Source organism: Shewanella sp. MBTL60-112-B2, from assembly GCF_019655055.1.
Taxonomy (GTDB): Bacteria; Pseudomonadota; Gammaproteobacteria; order Enterobacterales; family Shewanellaceae; genus Shewanella.
The window spans coordinates 97,612-116,005 of the sequence record NZ_BPFA01000006.1; the positions used below are offsets into that span (position 1 = coordinate 97,612).

Annotated in this window: 17 protein-coding genes; 10 read left to right on the forward strand and 7 right to left on the reverse strand. The window is 43.5% G+C overall.

Going from position 1 to position 18,394, the window contains the following annotated elements; translation table 11 throughout:
• Positions 1–106 precede the first annotated feature (106 nt).
• The 3 genes from K5Q73_RS05495 to K5Q73_RS05505 all read left to right on the forward strand — a co-directional run bounded on the left by K5Q73_RS05495 (position 107) and on the right by K5Q73_RS05505 (position 3,783).
• Positions 107–2,023 (forward strand): TonB-dependent siderophore receptor, encoded by a 1,917-nt coding sequence (locus K5Q73_RS05495; protein WP_220759795.1) that lies wholly within the window; start codon positions 107–109, stop codon positions 2,021–2,023.
• 312 nt (positions 2,024–2,335) lie between these two features.
• Complete coding sequence (locus K5Q73_RS05500; RefSeq protein WP_220759797.1) at positions 2,336–2,929, forward strand: OmpA family protein; 594 nt, start codon at positions 2,336–2,338, stop codon at positions 2,927–2,929.
• A 29-nt stretch (positions 2,930–2,958) separates the two neighbouring features.
• Positions 2,959–3,783 (forward strand): mechanosensitive ion channel family protein, encoded by an 825-nt coding sequence (locus K5Q73_RS05505; protein ID WP_220759799.1) that lies wholly within the window; start codon positions 2,959–2,961, stop codon positions 3,781–3,783.
• 70 nt (positions 3,784–3,853) lie between these two features.
• Here K5Q73_RS05505 and K5Q73_RS05510 read toward each other — a convergent pair whose 3' ends face one another.
• A complete protein-coding gene (locus K5Q73_RS05510) occupies positions 3,854–4,492 on the reverse strand; it encodes a trimeric intracellular cation channel family protein (protein WP_220759801.1) in 639 nt (212 codons plus the stop codon).
• Between the two features lie 337 nt (positions 4,493–4,829).
• Between K5Q73_RS05510 and ltaE the strand changes: the two genes are divergently transcribed.
• On the forward strand, positions 4,830–5,846 hold the full coding sequence (gene ltaE / locus K5Q73_RS05515; protein ID WP_220759803.1) for a low-specificity L-threonine aldolase: 1,017 nt from the start codon (positions 4,830–4,832) through the stop codon (positions 5,844–5,846).
• A gap of 107 nt (positions 5,847–5,953) precedes the next feature.
• On the opposite strand, the gene K5Q73_RS05520 is transcribed toward ltaE, so the two are convergent.
• The 3 genes from K5Q73_RS05520 to K5Q73_RS05530 all read right to left on the reverse strand — a co-directional run bounded on the left by K5Q73_RS05520 (position 5,954) and on the right by K5Q73_RS05530 (position 10,130).
• Positions 5,954–6,793 carry a hypothetical protein gene (locus K5Q73_RS05520; RefSeq protein ID WP_220759805.1) on the reverse strand — a complete coding sequence of 280 codons (840 nt, stop codon included), beginning with the start codon at positions 6,791–6,793 and terminating at the stop codon, positions 5,954–5,956.
• 151 nt (positions 6,794–6,944) lie between these two features.
• On the reverse strand, positions 6,945–8,540 hold the full coding sequence (locus K5Q73_RS05525; RefSeq protein WP_220759807.1) for an alkaline phosphatase: 1,596 nt from the start codon (positions 8,538–8,540) through the stop codon (positions 6,945–6,947).
• A gap of 90 nt (positions 8,541–8,630) precedes the next feature.
• Complete coding sequence (locus tag K5Q73_RS05530) at positions 8,631–10,130, reverse strand: alkaline phosphatase (RefSeq protein ID WP_220759809.1); 1,500 nt, start codon at positions 10,128–10,130, stop codon at positions 8,631–8,633.
• A gap of 296 nt (positions 10,131–10,426) precedes the next feature.
• On the opposite strand from K5Q73_RS05530, the gene K5Q73_RS05535 reads away from it, so the two are divergent.
• Positions 10,427–10,795: an acyl-CoA thioesterase gene (locus K5Q73_RS05535; RefSeq protein ID WP_220759811.1), complete on the forward strand. Its 369-nt coding sequence runs from the start codon at positions 10,427–10,429 to the stop codon at positions 10,793–10,795.
• A gap of 118 nt (positions 10,796–10,913) precedes the next feature.
• Here the strand turns inward: K5Q73_RS05535 and K5Q73_RS05540 are convergent, their stop codons facing one another.
• On the reverse strand, positions 10,914–11,123 hold the full coding sequence (locus K5Q73_RS05540; RefSeq protein ID WP_259650713.1) for a hypothetical protein: 210 nt from the start codon (positions 11,121–11,123) through the stop codon (positions 10,914–10,916).
• A 697-nt stretch (positions 11,124–11,820) separates the two neighbouring features.
• On the opposite strand from K5Q73_RS05540, the gene K5Q73_RS05545 reads away from it, so the two are divergent.
• From K5Q73_RS05545 to K5Q73_RS05560, 4 genes are all read left to right on the forward strand, one after another.
• The gene (locus K5Q73_RS05545) at positions 11,821–12,345 is read left to right on the forward strand and encodes a hypothetical protein (protein WP_220759815.1); all 525 of its coding nucleotides are present in this window, start codon (positions 11,821–11,823) and stop codon (positions 12,343–12,345) included.
• Between the two features lie 117 nt (positions 12,346–12,462).
• Positions 12,463–13,065: a hypothetical protein gene (locus K5Q73_RS05550; RefSeq protein ID WP_220766133.1), complete on the forward strand. Its 603-nt coding sequence runs from the start codon at positions 12,463–12,465 to the stop codon at positions 13,063–13,065.
• A gap of 125 nt (positions 13,066–13,190) precedes the next feature.
• Complete coding sequence (locus K5Q73_RS05555) at positions 13,191–13,427, forward strand: hypothetical protein (protein ID WP_220759819.1); 237 nt, start codon at positions 13,191–13,193, stop codon at positions 13,425–13,427.
• A gap of 10 nt (positions 13,428–13,437) precedes the next feature.
• Positions 13,438–13,917, forward strand: a complete 480-nt coding sequence (locus K5Q73_RS05560; protein WP_220759821.1) for a hypothetical protein — start codon at positions 13,438–13,440, stop codon at positions 13,915–13,917.
• A 759-nt stretch (positions 13,918–14,676) separates the two neighbouring features.
• Here K5Q73_RS05560 and K5Q73_RS05565 read toward each other — a convergent pair.
• Positions 14,677–15,978, reverse strand: coding sequence for an NAD(P)/FAD-dependent oxidoreductase (locus K5Q73_RS05565; protein ID WP_220759823.1), 1,302 nt, complete (start codon positions 15,976–15,978; stop codon positions 14,677–14,679).
• A gap of 415 nt (positions 15,979–16,393) precedes the next feature.
• Positions 16,394–16,756, reverse strand: a complete 363-nt coding sequence (locus K5Q73_RS05570) for a cytoplasmic protein (protein ID WP_220759825.1) — start codon at positions 16,754–16,756, stop codon at positions 16,394–16,396.
• Positions 16,757–17,215: 459 nt separating this feature from the next.
• Here K5Q73_RS05570 and K5Q73_RS05575 point away from each other — a divergent pair, with 459 nt between their 5' ends.
• Positions 17,216–18,373 (forward strand): efflux RND transporter periplasmic adaptor subunit, encoded by a 1,158-nt coding sequence (locus K5Q73_RS05575; RefSeq protein WP_220759828.1) that lies wholly within the window; start codon positions 17,216–17,218, stop codon positions 18,371–18,373.
• Positions 18,374–18,394: the final 21 nt, after the last annotated feature.

Sequence of the window (18,394 nt, forward strand, 5' to 3'; positions counted from 1 at the left end):
GCTTACGAATTGATCTTAATCAGGTATCTTTCAAAAGCGAGTATATATAGTCCGTGTTTAAAAAATGAGCTTAAACATTTGCTTATAACTATATGGACATACAAAGATGAATTACAAATTCAAATTGCTGGCCCTCACTTTATCCATCGTTTCCCCGTTCGCTTTTGCAGATGATATTGAGAAAATTACCGTTCATGGTGTGCGATATCATGAAGACGGCACCTATACCAATGTCTATCTAGGTAATGACGTGACGATTATCAGCAATGAGATGATCCACGCCGCTGGTGGGGTGGATATTAATAAGATTTTAAGCCAATTTGTGCCGGGTTTGTTTGCGAACGGACGGGCTGGGCGTCATACCGATACTGATTACTCGCTACAAGGGAGTCGGCCGCAAGATATCTTGTGGTTATTAGATGGTAATAGATTGAATAACCGCCTTTATGGTTCGACTTATACCGACAGCATTAATCCAATGTTGATTGAACGAATCGAAGTGATCAAAGGAGCGCAAAGTGTGCTATTTGGTTCTGAAGCGATTGCGGGCGTCATCAATATCATCACTAAAAGCTATCAAGGCAGTGACTCTGCAGAGCTAAGTCTTGCTGCTGATACTTTGCCAAGTTATGACCTTTCAGGTTTTGTCAGCAGTGAAATTGAATCTTTACAATTAAGCCTTGCAGCGAGTTCAAGTCAGTCAGAAGGCTACGCGCTTTGGCCTGATGAAGAGTATTCACCTACAGCCGCGCTAGATAAAGAGCGCGGTTACCAAATGAATAATTTGAATGCGAAGCTCCGTTGGGCACTAAGCGATAATCATCAGCTGACGGTTTTTGCCCAATACAGTGATGGCCTGCTTGAGCGGCCCTTAGCTTATGATGCGATTTTAAGTGAGAACCAGCGTAAACAAACAATTGCTTATGTTGATTGGCAACTGCAGGCGTCAGATCAGTTGCTGCTGCAAGCTAAAGTCAATTATCAGCATTGGGACTCTCGCTACAGTGAAATTACTCAAGATGAAAATGGCAATGCGGCAGTGACATATTGGCAGCAATACTGGGGCTTTAAAGAGCTTGGGGCGCAAGTTAGTGCTAATTATCAAACACAGGCGGGGAGTCAGTGGATTTTAGGTGGCCAGTATGAGGAATATGAGGGGGCTGACGAAGTGATGTTGTTCACTGCAGACAAAGATCATACTTATTCCTTGTTCAGTCAGTACCAGCCTCATATCGGTGCCTTGCCGGATACACAATTGTCGATTGGAGCTAGGGTCAATCGTTTAGCAAATGATGAAACCATCTGGGTGGGCAATTTCGCGCTAACTCATGATATCGCTCAAGACCTTCAGTTAAAAGGGAGCCTAGGCAATGCCTATCGTCAGCCTACAGCTTCAGAGTTGCATGCAAAAGTCGGTACTCTTGGCAACCCTGAACTCATGGCTGAAACGAGTCAAAGCATCAATTTAGGTCTTCAATATCAGGGTGATATTTCTATAACGCTTGATGGGTATTGGCGCAGTATTGATAACCTTATTGAGCCACGTGTTATTAGTGATGTTGAGTTTATCTATGACAACTTAGACGCCCGTGTTGAAAGTTACGGTATCGACTTACACCTTGTCAGTGAGTTATCAGCGCAGCTATTAATGGAGCTCAGTGGCAGTTACGCTTCAGCGGAAAGGCAAGACACTGGAGAGCAGATTGAACGGATCCCCGAATATACTGGGTTTGCAAAGCTTAGTTATGATCTCAATGACGATATCTCTATCTGGGCAAGCGGTCAATATGTGGGAGAGTTTGTTGATTACGGATTGATAGCTGGGGATTACATGCTTGCTAATGTGGGGATCCAAGCTTGGATCACGCCGATGCAAGAGCAACAAGTGTCGCTGACAATTGACAACCTATTTGATAGTGAAGTGACCCAAAGCATTTTTAAACATGGTCACAAAGCAGAATATCCCATTGCTAGCTTGGGCGCGCCGCGTACATTGCAGCTGCAGTATCGCTATCTTTTTTAGTCCAGCCGGTTGGCAGAATCAAGACTAACGCTAACTCTTTACTCTCAGGTTTTGCCTAACCTTAAGCGCTAAATAGCGGGTGTTTTTGTGGCTAAAATCGAAAAAGAGTAGATTTTAGCTATGCTTGTGTTGTTTGTGTTTTTTATGTTGTCGGTTTTGCTGTGTTTTTGCGTTAGTTGGGTTAATATGTTGCGGCTTGTTGCTTGGCTATTTGCCGTAGATTGTAGTTGTGACTATGAGTTTTTGGGTTAAACATGATGCTGATTAAAGAAATAGCAGCAGAGTGTAATGCTCATTAGCAGGTGAAAGTTTATGGCGAAGTTAGCACTTTTAGTACTGGTTGCCTCGTTTGCGTCGGCAAATATACTCGCTGAACCTTGGCAAGATAGCGATATGGACGGCGTGCCAGATCGTAAAGATGCATGTGCTGATACACAGCCTCAAGTCGTAGTCGATGCGCGTGGCTGTAGTAAGTCTGCCATGACTAAACAGGGCATAAAGGTGATGCCTCTATTATGCCTTAAAACAAGTAATGCTCAGCGGTATCCAGCAGGCTGCTCTGACACTGAATTGTCATCTGTGGCAGTTAGGTTTGAGTTTGCAAGGGCTGAGGTATTGTTATCACAATATCAAGCGCTTGAGCGATTAGCGCGTTGGCTTAGCTCAAATAATGTGGTGTTGCAGTTAATAGGCCATACCGATTCAGTTGGTGAGCCCAATGTTAATCTGCAACTATCACTTGAACGAGCAGAGCAAGTAAAAAAGTCATTAGTCGAGCAGTTTGGATTTGCTGCTGAAAGATTTCAGATTAAAGGCGTGGGAAGTATGTTTCCTGTTGCTAATAATCAAACCGCGTTGGGGCGTGCACAGAACCGACGTGTAGAGTTTGTTGTTATTGTTCAATAGTTATTTCTTAAATTTGATGGAGTATATAAATGGATAACTTGCAAGGGTTAATGGACCAAGCACCGGAGTTAATCGTCACTTATGGCATGAAGGTTGTTTTTGCCATTATCATTTTTATCATCGGTAAATTCTTATCGAATGTAGCCAAAAACCTCACCTCTAAGCTGCTTAAAAAGCGTAAAGTCGACAATACGGTTGTATCGTTTGTTGCCAATATGGCTTGGGCCTTGGTGTTTGTATTTACCATTGTCGCCACGCTTGGGCAAATCGGTGTTCAAACTGCATCTTTAGTTGCAGTGATTGGTGCCGCGGGTTTAGCTGTAGGTTTAGCGCTTCAAGGTTCGTTGTCTAACTTTGCTGCCGGCGTATTGATGGTGCTATTTAGACCATGCCGCGTCGGTGATTATGTTGAAGCCGCTGGTATTTCGGGCACTGTTGATGAAATTACTATTTTCTCGACTCGACTACTGACTCCTGACAATAAGGTGGTTATCGCACCAAACTCGGCCATGATGAATGGTAACATCGTCAACTATTCAGCCATGGAAACACGCCGTTTAGATCTAGTGATTGGCGTGTCATACGACGCAAACTTAGCTGAGACTAAAAAGGTTTTAACTAATATTCTTGAAAATAGTCAGTATGTGCTTAAAGACCCTGCTTACACAGTCGCCGTTGCTGAGCTGGCAGACTCTTCAGTTAACTTCGTGGTTCGCCCATGGGTAAAAGGTTCTGATTACTGGCCTGCTCATTTTGAAATTCTTGAGCAAATCAAAATTGCACTCGATGAAGCGGGCATTGGTATTCCATATCCGCAAATGGATCTTTATGTGAAAGAGACTCCAGCGGCTTAACGCTTACGAGTTAAATCACAGCTAATAAAAAGGTCGGCATATGCCGACCTTTTTATTAGAAATTTTCAGCCTAATGGGCGTTATCTGACTGATACTGATAATCAAACTTGGGCATTGACCACTTATAGCGAATGGCTAGCATTCTAAAACTAAAGCCAAAGATCAATGATATAGAAAGGTTAATCCATTCAGGCACACCATTAAACTTCATGGCGACGTAAGCTGAGGCTGTCAACAATGCGACTAGGGCGTAGAGCTCTTTCTTAAAGATAAGCGGTACTTGATTACACAGGATATCGCGGATCACGCCGCCAAATACGCCAGTTACCACGCCCATCACAATGGCAATTTCAGGACTAAAGCCTAGAGTTAAGGTTTTTTGTGCGCCGATAATCGAGAACACCGCTAAACCTATGGCGTCAATTGCGAGAAATAGTTTAGATAAGTGACGCATCACTGGAGCGATCATCACAGTAAGCAAAGAAGCCGCAGCAATTGCTATCAAATAGTGGACATTCTCAATCCAGATTAATGGGTAGTTACCGAGTAAGATATCACGCAATGTGCCACCACCAATCGCGGTAACACAACCTATGATGACTACACCAAATAGGTCCATCTGTTTTTTACCAGCAGCCAGTGCACCTGTCATTGCTTCGGCCAAAATACCGATTAACCATAAAAAGCTGATAACTTTAACTTCTAACATAATATGCACTAGCTCAATAAAAGGAGGAGGATTTTGCCTCTTTCTAGGCCAAAAATACAATGATAAAAGTTAAATTATCGCATTATATTTTCTAATGTTTAATTATTCTGATAATTGTCTGCCCCCTTTATTTGTGGGTTTGATCTAATTACTGCTATAAGTTATGCACTTGAACAGCTTTCATCTTTATAGAAATTGTTATTTATTTGTGTAATTTGCTCTGTAAGCTTTATTTTTCTCATTTGTAAACTTAAGTTTTTTTCTGGTAGTTGGCTGCAGGCTTCAGTAATATTGGCCAGTATTTGATAATTCCAGATCTAGAAACTTGAGGTTAACAATGATTGATTTTCGCAGTGATACGGTCACTAAGCCTACGGCTGCTATGCGCGCCGCTATTAGTCAGGCTGAAGTTGGGGATGATGTTTATGGCGATGATCCAAGTGTTAACTACCTTGAAGATATGGCCGCAGAGATGTTTGGTTATGATAATGCACTATTTACCTCTTCAGGGACTCAAGCAAATTTACTTGCCTTGATGGCACACTGTGAGCGCGGTGATGAATACTTATGTGGCCAGCAAGCCCATAACTATAAGTTTGAAGGTGGTGGAGCGGCGGTTCTGGGCAGTATTCAGCCTCAGCCGCTAACAAACCAAGCAGACGGCAGTATCTTATTGAGCGATATTGAGGGAGCAATTAAGCCTGATGATATTCATTTTGCACGTACTCGCTTATTAAGCTTAGAAAACACCATTGGCGGTAAGATTGTACCGCAGGAGTATCTCGCATCGGCGCAGGCATTAGCCTTCGAGCGTGGCTTAAAAATCCACTTAGATGGTGCTCGCGTCGCAAACGCTGCGGTAGCGCAAAATATTCCAATGACAGAGATCACTCAGTATTTCGACTCGGTTTCAATCTGCCTGTCTAAGGGATTATGTGCGCCAGTTGGCTCAATATTATTGGGTGATGAGCGATTAATTAATAAGGCGAGACGCTGGCGTAAAGTGCTCGGTGGCGGTATGCGTCAGGCTGGAATGATAGCCTCTGCAGCAACACTTGCCTTGACCGAACAGGTTGAACGTTTGGCAGAAGATCACGAGAATGCAGCCTATCTTGCCGCTGAGTTATCTCATATCGAAGGCTTTGAAGTTGATATGTCATTGGTGCAGACCAATATGGTGTTTGCTACGGTGAGTGACAAGATAGATCCTAAAGCTTTGGCATTCGAACTGAAGGCTAAAGGCATTTTATTGAGCCCAGGTAAAACGATTCGTTTGGTGACCCATGCCGATATATCAAGAGCCGATATCACACGCTTTATCAGTGAATTAAAGGGGCTGTTAAGCCGTAATTAATTGGATCGAAGTTGATAGGGCAGAAGTCAATCAGCTTTTAGTCATTTAATTAATAAAACCTAGGCCATCGCCTAGGTTTTTTGTTTTTGGGGGGAGTTCGATTGCTTTTAATGCTGGTGGCCCGACTCCCCCCCAGAGAGCTGATTACCTTGGCTGTCATAGAAGCCCGAGCTGCCATGTTGAATAAAGCCTTGATGGATCATCTTGGCGATAAAAGGGTCGGACTCATTATCACCTACATCGGCAAAGTCCATATCTCTATATCCTGAAATTAAGCTGGTAAAGTCGTCATTAGAAAGCGCTTTTAGCGCCACTAACTGATAACTGACTTTGTTGCTATCTTGCTCAATGTTCGTCGTGACGTCCATTGCGACTGGTAATGCTATTTGGTCAGACCAAACAAGTTTGAGTTGGCTATGCTGTAGTGCAGTCTGGTAGCGATGGGTACCGATAAATCCAAGTGCTGCAATTTGATTTTCTCTTTCATCAGCAAATGCTTGGCTTATTTGTTCACTCAAAGAGAGTTGATTGAGAACGTTTGTTGATACAAGGTGATTTAACTGCTCAAAATCAAAGTGGATATTTAATGACAGCAGATCGCCTTTACGGTAGGAAATTGAGCGTTGCTCGTTAGGGAAATAACGTACGTATTCGCCTTGTTTATTCCACATTTCAAAACTAACAGGACTACGCTGGTAGATCACTTGATGGTTATTTCTCAGTAGGGTCATAGTACTTTGTTGACCCGATGGATGTTTGACTGTGTAAGTGGCGCTCAGATGGTTGGCGTCAATATCATTGCAGCTAAGACTTGTGGCATTCACCATAGTGATGCTTGCTGCGCAAAGGACAATGAGGCTAGTGAATACGGCGGCTTTGGAACTCGATTTTTTGACTCGGCGAGTTTCGGCCAGAGGCTCAGCTGATTGCGAAAATAATGACAGCATATTTGTTCCTTTGAGGGGCTATTTTTGAGGTTTATCAAGGCATCAAACCTGAGATAAGCCCCAGATAATAAGGGGGAAAGTTTGCCTAAATAAAGCCACCGAGTGCTATGTCGGTGGCTACAGTTTGCTCTAGGCTGTTTTTAATTAGACTTTACTGAGCAGCTTCGGCTTTTTCGACTAAGCTGCCCGCATGGTTCATCACATGGAAAAGGTGGTTCTGTTCAACCGTGCCTTGCACTAAGTGAGCTCCGGGGCCGCTTGCAAAAATACCAACGTCTTCACCTGCGTGGGTTTCGCTGCCAAGGGGCACGAGTGCCTCTTGATGAAAACCTGCGCTTTGAGTATCGACATAATTTAGGTCAAATCGCCCAGGCGCTGCAGCGTAGCCATAACGCTCATCACCACCGGTTTCCAAGTTGGCGTAACCAAGACCGTTGGCATAGCCGACAGTCGTATAAGGTAAGCCATTGGCATCGGTTGCATTGGTTACCCCGGGGAGTCCATCAGAGCCATTACCTTTGACCAGCCCTAATATTGGGTTGCCACGGGTAGGGTAGCCAGCAATGGTAAATACATGGCTGTGATCTGCAGTGACAATTAACAGGGTGTCATTTTCAGAGGTTTTCTCCATGGCAACGCGCACCGCTTCAGACAGGGCGATAGTGTCGTGCAATGCGCGAGCAGCATTGCCAGCATGGTGAGCATGGTCGATGCGCCCAGCTTCCACAATCAGCACAAAGCCCTTATCGTTTTTCTGCAAGATATCGATAGACTTAGCGGTCATTTCAGCAAGCGAAGGTTCGCCTGTGACGCCATCTGTAGTGCGGTCTAGTTCATACTCCATATGAGATGAATTAAATAAGCCAAGAGCATGGTCGGTAGTGGCAGGATCAAGCGCTAAGAACTCATCTCGACTCGCTACATAAGCGGCGTTGGTATATTTTGTTAGCCACTCAGAAGTAAGATCGCGGCTATCTAAACGCTTACCGTTTTTACCTTCTGGGTCGGTGAGAGTGGTTGGAATAAAGGCGCGACGCCCGCCGCCCATGACCACATTTAAGCCTGCTCCGTAGTCAAAACTCAGTAGTTGCGATGCGATATCACTGCAACCGTTAGTAATAGCTTCATCGGGCAAGTCTGCGTCACTCTCCCAGTTACGTTCAGGTGCATGGGCATAGGTTGCAGCTGGTGTCGCGTGTGTAATACGCGCCGTAGAGACAACGCCAGTCGATAAGCCTGCCATCGCCGCCAGCTCAAGTGAAGTCACTAAGTTTTGCCCATCGGTCGAGGCGCAGTTACCGCGAATTACGCCCTCTGCCTGGCCAATAACACCGACATCAGTTTTAACGCCTGTCACCATAGCTGTCATGGTGCCAGCCGAGTCTGGTGTTTGGCCGTCGACGTTATAGGTTTTAGCTAGACCCACATAAGGTAAAGTTTCAAACGACAGTGAGTTTTCTTCACCAGTTTGGCCTTTTAACTGTCCTTCTAAAATGCGCGCCGCTGTTACAGTTGATACGCCCATGCCATCACCCACAAATAGAATGATGTTCTTTGCCGCGCCAGCCTCATTATTGACGTTGAGCTCTTGGGCTTTAGTCACCCGCGATTGACCGTCAACGAACCATTGGTTGACCGCAGTCCAATCTTGACCATCATTACCATCGGCCCCCTTATCACCATCATCGCCACAAGCGGCTAGGCCCAGCAGGGCGGAAATTGATAGTACCAGTAATTTCTTGTTCATTTTAAACTCCATAAATGGGTACTCGTGCTGACGGCTGTGTCAGTGAGAGTCAGTCGTTATTTCGTACTGCTAAGAATGAGTACTCATTAGTTAGTATTTGCTGCCACCGAGTGATTGGGCTTGGTTGATGATGTGGAAGATAACGTTTTGCTCCATTACGCCCTGAACGAGATCTGACCCGGGTCCAGTTGCGTGCAGAGTAATATCTTCGCCGGCATGAGTTTCACTGCCCATAGGCACAAGTGCTTGCTGCATAAATTCTTTGTCTTGGGTGTCGACAGAACTTAAGTCATCACGGCTTCCCACTACTGCACCTGGGCCATTGGTGTATCCAACAGTGGTATAGGGCTTGCCGTCTTTTGCGATAGTGACATTACCGTCGATGCCATGTACTAGGCCCAAGATTGGGTTACCACGCTTTGGGTAACCAGCGATGGTGAATACGTGACTATGATCTGCGGTAACCATAATCAAGGTTTCTTCAGGATTGGTGTTCTCAACTGCCGCGCGTACGGCATTTGAAAGCTCAACCGTATCCATCATGGCGCGATAAGCATTACCGGCATGGTGAGCGTGATCGATTCGCCCAGATTCCACTATTAATAAGTAACCTTGCTCATTTTTATTGAGCAACTCTATTGATTTAGTGGTCATCTCAGTAAGTGAAGGCTCGCCAGCGGTATCATCTAGGCGATCGGCTTCATACTGCATATGTGAAGAGTTGAATAAGCCCAGCAGGTGATCTGTTGAGGCGACATCTACAGCATCGAACCCGGTTTTATCCCAAACGTAAGCGGAGTTACTCAGGCTGTCAGTCCAAGACTGTGTCAGATCTAAGCCATCTTCACGGCGGCCTGTTTTACCTTCGCCATCGGTTGTATCCTGCGGAATAAAGTTACGACGTCCACCACCAAGCGCCACGGTTAACGCATCACTTTCATCGCGCATCACTAGCTGATAAGCAATATCCTTACAATCGTTGGCAACAGCTTCAGCCGGAAGGTTTGAGTCGGCTTCCCAGTTACGCTCAGGTGATCTAGCATAAGTCGCAGCAGGTGTTGCGTGAGTGATCCGTGCAGTACTTACCACACCGGTCGATAACCCTTTTGCATTAGCCAAGTCCACTAAGGTAATAAGCTCATTACCTTTTGAAGACAGGCAGTTTGCTCTTAAACTCGTATCAGACACTGATAACACCCCAGCTTTGGATTTAACGCCCGTCGCCATTGCTGTCATGGTGCCTGCAGAGTCTGGAGTTTGCTGATTGGTGTTGTAGGTTTTAACTAGGGCTGTCTTTGGAAACTCCTCAAAACTTAGGAAGTTTTCTTCCCCACCTTGGTTATCGGCTTGTTGTTGCCCCTCAAAAATACGTGCAGCGGTGAGTGTTGATACACCCATGCCATCACCAACAAATAGAATGACGTTTTTAGCTTTTGAAGCCGTAGTTTGCTGGGTTTTTTCACTGACCAGTTTGGCACTGTCTTTGTACCATTGGCTTTCAGTTTGGCTGCTGGGTAATACCGCAGCATTGGCAGCGATAGTTACCAGGCTAGATGAAATAATCACAGCTATTTTTTTGATATTATTCACTATTGTCACCGTAAATTAGTATGGTTTATATGTAAGTTCCCCTTGGATCCCAGTGATTGTCAGGCAAAAGTATGACGCTATTGAGACGAATTTATGTCGGTTTTATTGCGGCGTTAAATTGGGCGGATTGACTTGCTCATTAAGCGCATAAATAGCGCAAAGCAGCACCAAATGAGTGCGATGGTTTAAATGGTTGGGGTGGGTGTTAGTTGTAGGTGTCTGATTTTAATGGTAATGATTTGTTGGTATTTGATTTGCTACCACTAATTGAGTATTTAACTTTTGAGGTGTAGACAATGAAATATTACAGCCGCCGTTTTATAAAGCCGGAACATCTTAATCCTGCAAACTTTCTCTTTGGTGGTCAATTGCTTAGCTGGATTGATGAAGAGGCAGCCATCTTTGCCGGTTGCCAGATGAAGAGTCAGCGGCATGTTACTAAAATAATGTCAGAAATCAATTTTATGGCTCCAGCGAGACAAGGCGATGTTATCGAGTTTGGCCTTGAGTTGATAAGTGCAGGAGCAACGTCTATCACAGTGGGTTGTAAGGTGCGAAATAAGCTAACACATCTGCCGATTGTCAGTATCGACAAAATCGTATTTGTTCATGTGAACGAGGAAGGCCTGCCTGCAGAGCATGGAATGCGAGCAAATGCGGCTTAGAGAGTAGATTACGAAAAATGTTTATTAGGCAAATAACAAAGGCTCATTATGAGCCTTTGTTTTATATTTTGTTTTATATTTTGTTTTATATTTTGTGCTAGTAAAGTCTGCTCAACAGCTAGTCTTCGCTCAGGTCTTCTTTTACCGAGTTAACTGCATCTCTAGATGCATGGCCTATGGCACGGGTGGTATCTCGAGTCGCATGGCCGATATCTGTGGTAACTTCTTTAGTGGTGCTGCCGATTTGGCGACCTGCATCTTTGAGTTCTGCGCAACCGGTAATGGCCAAGCTGCACAATAGTGCGGCTGTTAAAGTTAATTGTTTCACTGAATGATATTCCATTTCTTATTAGATAGCGGGCATATTGCCAGCAATGTTAAAACTGCGCTAGGGCAGTGTGTCACATTATTGTTAACAGTGCTTCGCACTATTCCTCGATTTAACATATCAGGCTGCGCCTGACCAAAGTCGTGAGCTTCCTGCTCACACTCGGGCAAGAGGGAGACAACAGCTTCCCCCTCTTGTCTATTTCCGTCATAAAGAGTCCCAGCCGCCCCGACGAAGTTGTTAACCCTCATACTCCAATAAAAATCGCCTAACGGCTCAGATGGGACATCCATGTCCCGCCGAGCCTAAACCATCATCCATGATGTTTCCACGGCATTTTCATCTACGTATTTCGGCAACTTCGATGGGGAACTGGTGTTTTCTGTATGTACCGTAACTTACTTTTGCCCCTTTATGAGCTACAGCAATCACTTTGCTGAATACGTAATAGGTCTTTTTGCAATACTTTCTCTCATCGTTGGAAAGATCATTTTATCTGTTTAGCGATAACGTTTAGTGAATCAATACAGTATTAGTAGGTTTTGCGAATAGCTGAAAATTACACGAACCACTATTGAGTGAAAATAAAAAGCGGCGTAAATTCAAGTAACTAATGCAAGTGCACACTTTGTATGATCTAACTGAATAAATCAGTAAGATGTGTATACAAGTGTATGTTTAAGAGCTAGGAAATCATATGGATATTCGTGAAGCAACAAAACGTGCTACCAGTCTTTTCAAAGAAAGAAAGCTCGATGATGCTGTTGAACTGTTGAAATCCGTGGTTCCAGAAATGGCAAAAGTGGGTGGATTTACGAAAGGTGATTACACGAAAATAATCCCATATTTTCAAAAGGCAGGTCGCTATCAAGAAAGTGTTGAGTACTCTGAGAACGTCCTAGTTCCTGCCATCGAGGAAGATTGTCGGAGAACATTTAACCACAAGTGCCGAGAGATACAGCAAGCATTCCAAAGCCTCGGTATATCCGAAGTTTACGATAAGTTGCGGCTGTGTGCTAAACGCGAAAAAATACCTAGTGATGAGTCAAAGTATGGGAAGCTCAGTATTGAAGCCTATGAGAGGTATACAGAGCTTCTCGAAACTGGTGAAAAAATCGAGCTGAAAAAAGAATACAATGAAAATCTTACTATTTTTGGTTCAGTTACAGGCAAGTGGCCGCGTGGGCTATTAAAAAGGTTTGATAGTTTAATCAACACATAATAAATATGGATAGGCCGCGCGTAGCCGCGTCCAACAAATACATCAATACGATTTATTACACTCGGCGCTGTCAGTTTGCCGAGTATTTCTCGTTTAAAGGCGTTATGGGGCAAATAAATGTTAGTCGATGAGAATGGAGTTATTCATCAAGAAAGAGCTTCAGCTCTTGGTGAGCTAGTAAAAATTGTTATTTTACAGCAATACGATAAGTTAAATGACTTTAAACATCTTTATTGTAAATATGGCGGTAAGACTCTCCCCAAAGAGCAAATGGAAATAGAGTGTCCTAGTTGGGTTAGTCGATGGCTTGTTTCGCAAACATTTACAGCTATGTCGTTAGAAGCATTTTATTTTGATTATATACAAAACAATGCTTCTAAAACTCAAGCAGATAAGCGTCGTACTCCACCTCAGAGATTTCAGTATATTTGCCAAGACATTTTAAAAATCGACTCTGATAACGTTGACAAATTATTAAGTAAATTGGTACTTCTTGATAAAACAAGAACGCACTGGGCACACAATAAAAGTGCTGACTTCGATAATTATAAAAAAGTTCAGGAGTTTTTTAGTCCTGATGAGTGTATACGAATATTATTCGAGGTTTTTGATCTCATCAGTAGTCATGATAGTAGTTGTATTGTGGCACGGGAGACTAGCCTCATACTAAAGCAAGTACAAAATAATGTTGCAAATGAGGTCGCTGCACTAGCCCCATAACCAGCGCCTAAAATAAGGATAACATGGATGGCACCAATGATTTTTCAACGGGGAAAGCCGTGATAATATTCTTAAGCGTCTAATTTTCATACTTAAACTTAACCTAATATGACCATGGAGTGGATATGTCTATTTCAGAAGAAGCGTTACAACCAAAGTGTCCAATTTGTAGGGCTCAATCTGTTCATACAGACGAGCATCAGAAGTTCATGATATGTAAAGAGTGTGGTCATAAAGAGAACTTTAATGACTTCATGGAGGAATATAAGGCTAAGATGCTTGATAAGGTGACCAACTCTTTGACTAAATCATTTGAGAGTGCATTTAAGGGAAGCAAACACATTAAATTTACTAAGAAGTAAAGGATGTTAAATGGGATTAACTGTTAGTGATGTAGGCGCTATTGCCGCTGCTGTTTTTGCTGGTTGTTCTTTATTTCATAGTGTTAGAGTTCATAGTAAGCAGAAAGATTTAGCAAGAGAGTTGGATAATCTGCAAAGAGAACTTACAGCACTTGAGTTAAAAGATGCTAAAGAGCGTGAGATGAATAAGGAGAAGGCGGAGTTTACTGTTAGATTCGCAAGTCATCGTAGCAATAGTAAACAGCTAGTTATTACCAATATAGGTTCTGCTCAAGCCCGAGATGTAAGAATTGATTTTGGTGAGAGAATTGATTTTGTGATTTCATCGGAGATTGAAAATTATTTCCCATGTAACCTTGATAGCTCTGAGTCCGTAAAATTGCTCGCAACAGGCTCACTTGGTCATACGGCTGTTAGGGAGTCATTTACGTTATCGTGGATGGATAATTCTGGCGGTGGCCGAAAAGAGTTTAATGTCCAATACACATAATAGTTTCCAAAATATTTAAGAAATAATTTAAAACTACACGAGTCCAACTCTGCATGTGCCCCCGTGAAATTCGGGGCAGAGGTCAGAGTAAAATTTAACGAAACAGGATGCATAGTCTGGATCGAAGGGGCTTTCGAATAAACTAAGATACTTTTTCTCATCTGAATCATTCGCATTAGAGCAAATAACCTAGCACGCTTTTGTCCAGAAATGAGTTTGAAATATCTGAGAGAACTAATTCGGAAAGATGATGATTCAGATGTCGGTACGGCTGTGGGCTTCGGTTTCAAGGATGAAACCGCAGAGCGGCCAAGGACGGCTTTATAGCGTTCCACAGAAGTTGCGACAGCTGAGCTTACTGCGAACTGTAGCCTTTTTTTCGTGGTGAATAGCTTTTGTCCAAAAATGAGTTTGAAACATCTAAGAGAACTAATTTGGAGAGATGATGATTCAGATGTCGCTGCGGCTGTGGGCTTCGGTTTCAGGGTGAGGTATTTCAAAGAGATACTCTTCGAATGAGAGGCATGGATGCCGAACTGGCTGTTTAACAGGGATGTTATTGGAAACCGCAGAGCGGCCATGGATGGCTTTATAGCGTCCCACAGAAGTAGTGGCATGTGAGCGATTAACTACTCAAGTTGCATTCTTAATAACGAAGAGTTTCTATCTAGACATTGCGGAAGCTGAACAAGCCAACTCAAATTGGCGGAAAATGTTGCTGGTGCTAAAGCAAAATACCAGCAACATTCACAAAGCTAATTAGTGCAGTTTCAGGTGTGGGTGTACGATTCGGCTAATGCCTTTAGCGAACATCAATAGCGTACCTTTAATTGGGCCGTGTAGCTCAATCAAGTGTCTGCGATATAGTGAGGTATAGACGAAGCGAGCAATCTTACCTTCTACCATTACGCCGCCACCGATAAATGACATCAAGTTACCTACAGTGTGGAACTTAGATAGGTTAACCAAAGCACCTAAGTCTTTATAGACATAGTTATTTGAAGCAGGCTTGCCCGCTAACAATAACTTAATATTGTCGGCTGTCATCAGTGCCATTTGGCGTGCAGACTGACCGCGTGGTGGTACCCAGCTGCCATCTTCTTGTGGACAAGCCGCGCAGTCACCGATTGCAAAAATTGCTGGGTCGCGGGTGGTTTGCATATTTTGATTAACCATAACCTGGTTAATGTGATTGCTTTCTAAGCCGCCAATCTCTTTTAGAAAGTCTGGTGCTTTTACGCCGGTAGACCAAATCACCATATCAGATGGGATAAATTCACCTTCAGAGGTATGCAAGCCTTCTTCAGTCACTTGATTGATGCGGGTGTTAGTCATCACCTTTACACCAATTGCGGTAAGCTCTTTGGCAACAGAGGCTGAGATCTCTTCTTTTTCTACCTTAGGTAGGATGCGCTCATCAGCTTCAATAAGGGTGATTTCAAGTAGGCTGCTATCGATTTTATAGCCAAAACCGCGCAGCTGATCAACTGCGTGGTGCATCTCTGCAGACATCTCTACACCGGTGGCACCAGCGCCAACTACTGCAATTTTAATTTTGTCATCAAGCTGATGGTGACTGGCATAACGCATGAATTTGTTAAGCAGCATGGTACGAATTTCCATGGCTTGCTCAGTGCTATCTAAAAATACGCAGTGATCACGTACACCGGTAATATTAAAATCATTGGCAATACAGCCAATAGCAATAACCAAATAGTCATAATCGATGCGGCGCGCTGGTAAAAGTTCGTTACCTTTTTCATCATTGATCGGTGCAAGAATCACTTGTTTGGTTTCACGATCAAGGTCGGTCATCGCACCTTGTTGAAAGTGATAACCATGATTAGCAGCATGGCCACGATAGCTAATTGCATCAATACCAATATCTAAGGCACCTGTAGCGACCTCATGCAGAAGGGGTTTCCAAACATGGCTTTCAGCGCAATCAATTAATGTGACTCTGGCTTTGCCTTTTCGGCCTAGCTGGTGACCAAGTTTTGTTGCGATTTCCATACCACCAGCGCCGCCACCAACGATGACAATATTAGCCATTTCATGCATGAGTTTTAAAATCCTTAATTAGGTAAAACTGTAAATTAAATATAGGTTTAACTTGCCATTCCACGACTTTATCATGCAGTTTTGAGGCTGTTTTTAGTTGCTCAATGCTTGTACTGCAGGTAAAAAGTAGACAGCTAAGTTTGCTTGAAAAGTGTAGCAGTAGATGTGAAAAACGGCAATTAAGCCCTTGAATTGGCTTAAGGTGGTTTTTTATTTAACTATTTGATTTTAAGGTTATGAATTTTAACGGTTTAAAATTTTACCAAGATAACTTTTTACGTGTTGGTTGAGGCTGGGTGGTCATAAAGGAGGGGGCTAAACTTTGACTAGAATGTTAGAAGTGTGATCTAACTCGGTGTAACAGCAAGAGCTAAAATGCGGCATGCTTTAGTAAGATAAAACATGCCGGCAATTATTAGAGTTTGCTTAAGCGAGACTTATAATCGTCGATAACATGTTCCATGATTTCTTGTACTGAGGTGTCTTTGGTTTTGTTATCCATAAACACCTTGAATGTCACCAAAGCATGTTTGTCATCTTTGAGGCGATCATTTTGCATGGCGAAATAGGCTTGTTCCTGCTCACATTCTCTGACGACAAAGCCTTCATGTTCAAATAGTCGGTTGCCTGAATGGCCGTGCCACTTAGTAATTCTGTCTAGTGCGATTTCACAAGAGCGGTTTAGCTCAACATGGTTACGCCAGCTAGTTGGGTGTGCGGGATCCTTAACGTGCGGGCATCGGACTGTGTAGTTGTATACATGAGAGATTGCTGTCATAAATTACCTACCTGTTCGCTGTGACTGATGCTATCTTAGGCATCGTTTTTTATCTTGGTCAACCACTTGCGTGGTTTGAGCGTACTTTCTGTGTAGTTCGAGCAAGTTGAGCTAACTAAATATCGATTTTTTCTACCGCGCACATACATAACGCTTAGTTAACACTCTAGTTGCTGTACCTATTGTTTACCATGACATTTAACTTAATAACCTTGTTCCAGCTCTCACTTTTACCGATGAAAGCAAATAAGTAGCTGCTTTGGCTAATAAAGCATCAGTTTAATTGCTTTTGGGTTTCTGAGTTGGTAATTAGCGTCAATAAAACAGCTGAGTCTAGCTTAGGTGGTCGATGTTAATAAGTTTGCGATTTCATTATAAAAAGGTTTCTTTTGCTGGGTGGTGCAGCCTATAATTTCATAACAAAAATAAAGCACATTTCCTACCCTTCAGGAGGCTTCAATGGCCGAGTCATCAGTTTCAAAATTTAAGTTGTGGGTGTTCGCGGTTAGCGCCGTCGCAGTATCTGCGTGTGGCGATGCGCCTGCACCTCAGCAAGCTATGTCACCGAGTGTCATTGTTAACACTGCCCATACTGAAGAAATCACCCCAAAATCTGAAATTGTTGGCCGTACCCGCGCATCTGAAGATGTGATCATTAAATCGCAAATACAGGGCCAATTGCTGCAGCGCACTTTTATTGAAGGTGATGATGTTACCGCTGGTGATCTATTGTTTGAAATCGATCCCGCTACCTATAAAGCTGAGCTTGCCCAGCAACATGCAGTGCTAAAACAAGCGATTGCTTCACGAGATGTTGCGGTGATGAACTGGGAGCGTGGTCGTCGATTACTGCCTGACGGCATGATTAGTGCGCAGGATATGGATGAGCTGACTAGCCGTAAACTCACCACCGCAGCAGGTGTTGTGCAAGCAGAAGCGGCGGTGCAAGCCGCTGAGCTGCAGCTGAGCTATACCAAGGTTTATGCACCGATTTCGGGGCGTATTAGTCACTCTAAAGTGAGTACTGGTGACATTATTACTCCGCAATCAGAAATGGCCAGCTTAGTGCAGCTACAACCTATGTGGGTGAGTTTTCAAGTTGCAGAGAAAGCACTGATTTCAGCGCAGCAGAACTTCTCTAAAGCCCAACAAAAAGAGGTCAAGATTACTGATATCGTAATGCGTTTACGCCTCCCTAACGGCACCATGTTTGACGAGATAGGCCATATCGACTTTATCGGTAACCGTGTTGACGCCGCAACAGGTACCTTGCCAGTGCGTGCTACCTTTAAAAATGACGATAAGCTCATGTTACCGGGCTTGTTTGTTACCTTAGTGATTGAGTCCCCGATTACAGAAAGTGCCTTACTTATTCCGCAAGCTGCAGTGCAAGAAGATCAGCAAGGTCGCTTTGTAATGGTGCTTAATGAGCAAGATGAGGTGCAAAAGCGCATCGTCAAACTGGGTGACCGTTTTGGTGTTGAATGGCGAGTGTTAGATGGTTTAGAAGACGGTGAACGTATTGTGGTAGAAGGATTACAAAAAATCCGTCCCGGGATAAAAGTAAACCCTGTTGAGCAAGAAGTTATCCCTTTTAAAGAAGATGAAACTAAATAGGAGTTGTCTTGATGAACATAT

Excerpts from the sequence above, each read along its gene's own strand:
- K5Q73_RS05535 (WP_220759811.1), top strand. The coding sequence starts at position 10,427 with ATGAAATATTACAGCCGCCGTTTTATAAAGCCGGAACATCTTAATCCT.
- K5Q73_RS05555 (WP_220759819.1), top strand. The coding sequence starts at position 13,191 with ATGTCTATTTCAGAAGAAGCGTTACAACCAAAGTGTCCAATTTGTAGG.
- K5Q73_RS05520 (WP_220759805.1), bottom strand. The coding sequence starts at position 6,793 with ATGCTGTCATTATTTTCGCAATCAGCTGAGCCTCTGGCCGAAACTCGC.
- K5Q73_RS05495 (WP_220759795.1), top strand. The coding sequence starts at position 107 with ATGAATTACAAATTCAAATTGCTGGCCCTCACTTTATCCATCGTTTCC.
- K5Q73_RS05565 (WP_220759823.1), bottom strand. The coding sequence starts at position 15,978 with ATGCATGAAATGGCTAATATTGTCATCGTTGGTGGCGGCGCTGGTGGT.
- K5Q73_RS05560 (WP_220759821.1), top strand. The coding sequence starts at position 13,438 with ATGGGATTAACTGTTAGTGATGTAGGCGCTATTGCCGCTGCTGTTTTT.
- K5Q73_RS05575 (WP_220759828.1), top strand. The coding sequence starts at position 17,216 with ATGGCCGAGTCATCAGTTTCAAAATTTAAGTTGTGGGTGTTCGCGGTT.
- K5Q73_RS05510 (WP_220759801.1), bottom strand. The coding sequence starts at position 4,492 with ATGTTAGAAGTTAAAGTTATCAGCTTTTTATGGTTAATCGGTATTTTG.
- K5Q73_RS05500 (WP_220759797.1), top strand. The coding sequence starts at position 2,336 with ATGGCGAAGTTAGCACTTTTAGTACTGGTTGCCTCGTTTGCGTCGGCA.
- K5Q73_RS05525 (WP_220759807.1), bottom strand. The coding sequence starts at position 8,540 with ATGAACAAGAAATTACTGGTACTATCAATTTCCGCCCTGCTGGGCCTA.
- ltaE (WP_220759803.1), top strand. The coding sequence starts at position 4,830 with ATGATTGATTTTCGCAGTGATACGGTCACTAAGCCTACGGCTGCTATG.
- K5Q73_RS05570 (WP_220759825.1), bottom strand. The coding sequence starts at position 16,756 with ATGACAGCAATCTCTCATGTATACAACTACACAGTCCGATGCCCGCAC.
- K5Q73_RS05505 (WP_220759799.1), top strand. The coding sequence starts at position 2,959 with ATGGATAACTTGCAAGGGTTAATGGACCAAGCACCGGAGTTAATCGTC.
- K5Q73_RS05550 (WP_220766133.1), top strand. The coding sequence starts at position 12,463 with ATGTTAGTCGATGAGAATGGAGTTATTCATCAAGAAAGAGCTTCAGCT.
- K5Q73_RS05545 (WP_220759815.1), top strand. The coding sequence starts at position 11,821 with ATGGATATTCGTGAAGCAACAAAACGTGCTACCAGTCTTTTCAAAGAA.